We start from the raw sequence: 3,452 nt of genomic DNA, 5'->3' as shown, positions 1-3,452 counted from the left end.
TATTGGGGACGATCATTAACAATGCTGTTGTGGGGTTAAAATGGACGAAATGGGAATTAGCTGGCTTGCAGCCATCATCATCGGCGGTCTGGCCGGGTGGGCAGCCTCGGCCATCATGAAGACAGGGACGGGAATCTTTCTCAACATCGTTCTCGGCATCGTCGGCGCAGCGCTTGCCAGCTTTTTGTTTGGCCTGATCGGAATTCCATTCGGAAACGGCTGGTTCGGTTACCTGATCGCCGGTCTGATTGGCGCGTGTATTCTCATCGCGCTCGTCAGGGCCGTCCGACGGTAAAACGATTTTCATAATGCGATATCTCGACCGGCGCCTTGCCCAAGGTGCCGGTTTTTGCTGCGGGCCGTAGATATACGCATGGTCAACGCCCATAGGCCGCCAAAGAGAACTTGGTAGCGTTTTGTCCCGTATTTTTCCCCCGATGACCGGCACAAAGGGGGATTTCATGCCAAACGGCCGCCGTCGGTTCCTGGCGTGCACCTGGCAGGACCAGGCGGGCACCTCCGCCGTCGAATTTGCCCTGATCGCGCCCATCTTCCTGCTGCTTTTGTTCGGCGCCATTGGCTATGGCATTTATTTTGGCGCCGCCCACTCGGTCCAGCAACTGGCCGCCGATGCGGCCCGCGCGGCGGTGGCCGGGCTCTCGGGAGCTGAGCGCACCGCCCTCGCCACCGCCTTCCTCGCCAACAATGGCGGCTCTTATGTGCTGATCGACCCCGATCTCTTGACCATAGCGGCCGCCCCCAGCCCGTCCGATCCCGACCAGTTCCTGGTCAGCGTCAGCTATGATGCCTCGGCGCTGCCCATCTGGAATCTCCACCCCCCGCTGCCCCTCCCCGGCAAAACCATCGTCTTTGCCTCCACCATCCGCAATGGCGGGGTGTGATCGATGGGCCCGATCGCCCGCTTCCTCGCCGATGTCAGGGCCAATGTGGTCACCCTGTTCGCTGCCGGCGCGCCTGTCCTGCTCGGCCTTGCCGCCTTTGCAATCGATGAGGCCTCCCTCCATCTCGAAAAACGCCGCCTGCAATCGGTCGCCGATCTGGCTGCCATCCACGCCGCAGGCGACCCGGCCAACGCCGCCCAACAGGTGCGCCTGAGCCTGCGCGACGCCGGATACGATCCCCTCCCCGAAACGATCATCGTTCAGACCGGCCACTACGCTCCCGATCCCTCTCTTGCGCCCGCCGAGCGTTTTGCTCCCGATACCGGCCCCATAAATGCGGCCCGCGTCACCCTGCGGCGCGAGGGCACCGTCCATTTCGCGTCGCTTTTCGGCTTTCCGCCGCCTCTCATCGGTGTCGTGGCCACCGCCAGCGCCACCCCCATGGCCGGCTGGTCCATCGGCTCACGCCTCGCCAGCCTCAATGGCGGCGTCCTCAACGCCGTGCTGGGTGGCCTGTTGGGCACCGAGTTGTCGCTTTCGCTGCTCGACTATAACGCCATCGCCGATGTCGATATTTCGCTCCTCGATTTCCTTGACGCCCTGGCCGGCGAGGTGGATCTGGAGGTCGGCACCTATTCCGAACTCCTCGATGCCGATATCTCCCTTGGCGCCATCGCCGCCGCCATCGCCTCGGCTTCGGGGGGAAATGCGGTCCTTGTGCACCTGGCCGGGCGGGTCGACGAAACACTCAGCGTAGACATGGCCCGTCTCATCGTCGCCGACGGGCTGGCGGGGCTGGCGCTTGGCACCTCGGCAGCGGTCGAGGCCAGCGTCGATGCGTTGGGCCTTTTGTCGGCCGCCGCTCTGGTCGCCGATGGCAACCGCCATATCGGCCTCGAACTTGGCGCAGGCGTGCCCGGCATTGCCGGCATCGATGTGGCGCTGGTTGTGGGCGAACCGCCGGTCACCGGCTGGTTCACGCTCTCGGGCGAGGGCGATTATCTGCGCACCGCCCAGACCAGGCTTCGTCTCGACGTCTCGGTTCTGGGCAATGGCGGCGGGCTGGGTCTGCTCGACATCACCTTGCCCGTTTATGCCGAGCTTGCCCCCGCCGAGGCGCGCATGGCGTCCCTGTCCTGTCCCCCGGGTCGCCCCGATCAGGGCACCGCCACCATCGATGCAAGCCCCGGCGTGCTGCGGCTGGCCATAGGCAACACGCCCCAATCGGCGTTTCTGGATACAAAAAGCCCGCTCGAGATCGCCAAGACCCCCATCGTTTCGCTTCTGGGCGGCATCGCCCGGGTCAACGCCCGCGCCGATGTTTCAATGAGCCAGACAAGCCCCGTCCCGCTTTATTTCACGGCGCACGACGCCGCCAACGACACCATCCGCACGGCAACCACCCGGACTCCCGTTTCAAGCCTGACCGGCTCACTGATCGGCAATCTCGATCTTGAACTGGAGGTTCTTTCGATCAACCTGCTCGGCTCCCTGCTTTCGGGTGCGCTCGACGCCGTCGAAACGCTGCTTGACCCTGTCGCCATCGTTCTCGATAAGGTCCTGATCGTGCTGTTCGACGCCCTGGGCATCGGCCTGGGCGAAGTCGACGTCGCCGTCCACAGCTTCGATTGCCGCAATGCCGCCCTGGTTCAATAAGGCTCAAATCTTGGCATTACGCCTTCGCTCTCCCATTGGGATGCAGCGTTTCCCCCCGCGCCAGCATGGCGACGAATTTTTCGATATTGCGGGCCCGCGTTTCCGCCTTTTTGACCCCGTTGATCCGGAACATCAGTGCATAGAGATTGGCGCGGTTGAGCGTTTCATAAACCGCAAGCGCCTCGGGGTTGGCTCGCACCGCCGCGACAAAATCCTCGGGCATGGTGAACTCGGCCCCCGACGAATAGGCAGCGTCCCAGCGCCCATCCGCCTTTGCCGCCTCGACCTGCGCCAGCCCCGGCTCACGCATCAGACCCTCTTCGATCAGGCGTTCGGCATGACGGGTATTGATCAGGCTCCAGATCGATTTTTTCCGCCTTGGCGTAAAGCGCAGGAGATACGATTTTTCGTCGTGCTTTTTCTTGATCCCGTCGATCCATCCCCAGCACAAGCCGGCGCGCACCGCCTCCTCGTAACCGATCGTCTCGACCCCCGACCCCTTCTTGAAAAACTGCACCCAAACCTCGTCCCACGCGCCTCCATGCTGGGCCAGCCAGCCATAAAAGCTCTCGAAATCGGCAAACGGACGGATTTTTTCCGGATCGGGAATGACAGGCGGCATGACGACTCCTCTTTTCCCCAACTCTACAGAGGGGCGTTTTCCGCGCAAGTGATGGTGAACCAATGGCAGCCGGTGGGGTGGACGAGCCCATAGGCGAGGACCCCGGCCGACCATTCGGCCGCGCCGTCGCAGGCGCAACGGAGGACATAGGGTGGTTTTAGGCCGTCATGTCCGCAGTGGTGCGCGCCGTGAGACAGAAGAAGAAAATGGTGGAGCCAAGCGGGATCGAACCGCTGACCTCCTGCATGCCATGCAGGCGCTCTCCCAGCTGA

4 protein-coding genes are annotated in these 3,452 nt (G+C 63.1%); 3 read left to right on the top strand and 1 reads right to left on the bottom strand.

Annotation, left to right across the window (positions count from 1 at the left end; translation table 11 throughout):
- Positions 1-40 precede the first annotated feature (40 nt).
- From AACZ55_RS15750 to AACZ55_RS15740, 3 genes are all read left to right on the top strand, one after another.
- Positions 41-295, top strand: a complete 255-nt coding sequence (locus AACZ55_RS15750) for a GlsB/YeaQ/YmgE family stress response membrane protein (RefSeq protein WP_339647608.1) — start codon at positions 41-43, stop codon at positions 293-295.
- Between the two features lie 166 nt (positions 296-461).
- Positions 462-902, top strand: coding sequence for a TadE/TadG family type IV pilus assembly protein (locus tag AACZ55_RS15745; protein ID WP_338608281.1), 441 nt, complete (start codon positions 462-464; stop codon positions 900-902).
- A gap of 3 nt (positions 903-905) precedes the next feature.
- Positions 906-2,558, top strand: a complete 1,653-nt coding sequence (locus AACZ55_RS15740) for a TadG family pilus assembly protein (protein WP_339647607.1) — start codon at positions 906-908, stop codon at positions 2,556-2,558.
- Positions 2,559-2,574: 16 nt separating this feature from the next.
- Here the strand turns inward: AACZ55_RS15740 and AACZ55_RS15735 are convergent, their stop codons facing one another.
- Complete coding sequence (locus tag AACZ55_RS15735) at positions 2,575-3,180, bottom strand: YdeI/OmpD-associated family protein (RefSeq protein WP_339647606.1); 606 nt, start codon at positions 3,178-3,180, stop codon at positions 2,575-2,577.
- Between the last annotated feature and the right edge of the window lie 272 nt (positions 3,181-3,452).

Source organism: uncultured Pelagibacterium sp. (assembly GCF_963972885.1).
In the GTDB taxonomy this organism is placed as follows: Bacteria; Pseudomonadota; Alphaproteobacteria; order Rhizobiales; family Devosiaceae; genus Pelagibacterium; species Pelagibacterium nitratireducens.
The sequence above is the reverse complement of the archived record's forward strand: the minus strand, read 5'-3'. Positions and strand labels throughout refer to the sequence as shown.

What these genes read in the sequence shown, in the direction of transcription:
- AACZ55_RS15740 (WP_339647607.1), top strand. Translation starts at nt 906, where the DNA reads ATGGGCCCGATCGCCCGCTTCCTCGCCGATGTCAGGGCCAATGTGGTC.
- AACZ55_RS15735 (WP_339647606.1), bottom strand. Translation starts at nt 3,180, where the DNA reads ATGCCGCCTGTCATTCCCGATCCGGAAAAAATCCGTCCGTTTGCCGAT.
- AACZ55_RS15750 (WP_339647608.1), top strand. Translation starts at nt 41, where the DNA reads ATGGACGAAATGGGAATTAGCTGGCTTGCAGCCATCATCATCGGCGGT.
- AACZ55_RS15745 (WP_338608281.1), top strand. Translation starts at nt 462, where the DNA reads ATGCCAAACGGCCGCCGTCGGTTCCTGGCGTGCACCTGGCAGGACCAG.